The organism is Gammaproteobacteria bacterium, assembly GCA_016199745.1.
Taxonomy (GTDB): domain Bacteria; phylum Pseudomonadota; class Gammaproteobacteria; order Acidiferrobacterales; family Sulfurifustaceae; genus JACQFZ01.
The window spans coordinates 1-1,534 of the sequence record JACQFZ010000062.1 but is presented as its reverse complement, the minus strand read 5'-3'; the positions used below and the strand labels follow the sequence as shown (position 1 = coordinate 1,534).

Annotated in this window: 2 protein-coding genes and 1 pseudogene; all 3 read right to left on the bottom strand. The window is 58.4% G+C overall.

Annotated elements, in window-relative coordinates; all coding sequences use genetic code 11:
* The 3 genes and pseudogenes from HY308_16695 to HY308_16685 all read right to left on the bottom strand — a co-directional run bounded on the left by HY308_16695 (window position 1) and on the right by HY308_16685 (window position 1,457).
* Window positions 1-551, bottom strand: a pseudogene (locus HY308_16695) (IS66 family transposase zinc-finger binding domain-containing protein).
* Window positions 552-816: 265 nt separating this feature from the next.
* Window positions 817-1,155 (bottom strand): IS66 family insertion sequence element accessory protein TnpB, encoded by a 339-nt coding sequence (gene tnpB / locus HY308_16690; protein MBI3899914.1) that lies wholly within the window; start codon window positions 1,153-1,155, stop codon window positions 817-819.
* Window positions 1,155-1,457: a hypothetical protein gene (locus HY308_16685; GenBank protein MBI3899913.1), complete on the bottom strand. Its 303-nt coding sequence runs from the start codon at window positions 1,455-1,457 to the stop codon at window positions 1,155-1,157. The genes tnpB and HY308_16685 overlap by 1 nt, the downstream gene beginning before the upstream one ends.
* Between the last annotated feature and the right edge of the window lie 77 nt (window positions 1,458-1,534).

Genomic DNA, 1,534 nt, shown 5'->3' with positions numbered 1-1,534 from the left:
TCCGACAGGGTCGAACTTGGCAGAGGCACACCCTGCCGCGCACCGATTTGCTCGATGCGATACAGCGGCAGGTGGTCGGCAAACTTGCTGACCGCTATCCATGCCAGCAAGCCCACAGCTGCCATGCCGCCGTCAATGATGGCCGACGGCACCGGGGCGGCAGTGACAGTTTCGCAAGTGCGGCAAGCGTATTGCGGACGGATATGGCGATGCACAAAGAAGCGGGCGGGTTCGACATCGAGCTGTTCGCTGACATCCTCACCGATCTTGGTCAAGCCTTGGCCACACTTGCCGCACAGGCAGGACTCGGGTTCGTGACGATGCTCGATACGTGGCAGATCGGCGGGCAGTGGCTGACGACCGGCGCGCGGGCGCTTAGGTTTGGGCTGCTCAGGCGAGAGCACATCGCTTTGTTGCGCGACTTCCGCTTCCATCGCGGCCAGATCGGTGTTCCAGGTTTCTTCAAACAGATCGCGCTGCTCGGCGGAGAAGGCTTCGCTTTTGTTGGCGAAGCGCATCCGACGGTGATGCGCCAACTCCAGCGTCAGCGCCGCAATTTTGATGTTGGCGGTCTTGATGACGCCGTCTTTCAAGGCAATCACGGCAACGTGGGAAGCGATGATTTGCGAGGATCGATCCGCCTGTTCCAGCAAGACCCGCACACTCTCGATCACGGCTGGATCGAGGTCTTTGCAGGCTAGTTGAGCGAGTAAATCCATGACTGAATTTTACCATGGGAGCACTCTTGAAACCCGCATGGATAATGGCTTTTATATGATTTTAGACCTGTTTTTTTTATGCATTTCCATGCTCTTTTTACAGCTGCCAGTGCGCCGGCGGGCGCGCCGAAAGGCGTTGCCAATCGACGCCGGAAATGAGCCACTGCCACTGTTCATCGGCCAGTTCGCATACCTCGTCGCCTGGCTGCGGCCAGATAAAATGGCCGCGATGCAGGCGACGCTGGCACAGCCAGACGCCATTGCCATCCCAGCAAATGAGTTTGATGCGATTGCGCCGGCGATTGCTGAAGACGTAAGCTGTGCCATCGCACGGTGCACGTCCCAGCGCCTGCTGCACTTTTAACGATAGGCCATCGATGCCAAGGCGCATGTCGACCGGTGCCACCGCCAGCCACACCGCGTCAGGCTGCAACATCATCGCAAGCTCTGCAAAAGCTCACCCAGCCAAGCCGCAGGCAGGCTCGGCGGAATCGTCACGGTCCAGCCGCTTGGGCTGTGCAATGTCAGGGCTGGCGCCTGATTGTCCGGCGCATCGCGTTTGACGCGGACGGGAACCAACGAGGTAGTGTTATTGCGCTCGGCAAAGCGCGCAACCCAATAACTGACCTGCCAGCTGCGGAAGCCGTGTTGCTGAGCAAACGCGCTCTGCGTTAAGCCACTTTCACGCCATTGTTGAATCCGTGCCATCCATAGTGCTCTGAGCGCATCGTTTGCCATTGCGATCTCCAAGTTGAAAATTGAAGTATGGCAAGCCAATGCAGGCATTCATAGATGGGACGGCTGGAGGCTTACTG

What these genes read in the sequence shown, in the direction of transcription:
- HY308_16685 (MBI3899913.1), bottom strand. Translation starts at nt 1,457, where the DNA reads ATGGCAAACGATGCGCTCAGAGCACTATGGATGGCACGGATTCAACAA.
- tnpB (MBI3899914.1), bottom strand. Translation starts at nt 1,155, where the DNA reads ATGTTGCAGCCTGACGCGGTGTGGCTGGCGGTGGCACCGGTCGACATG.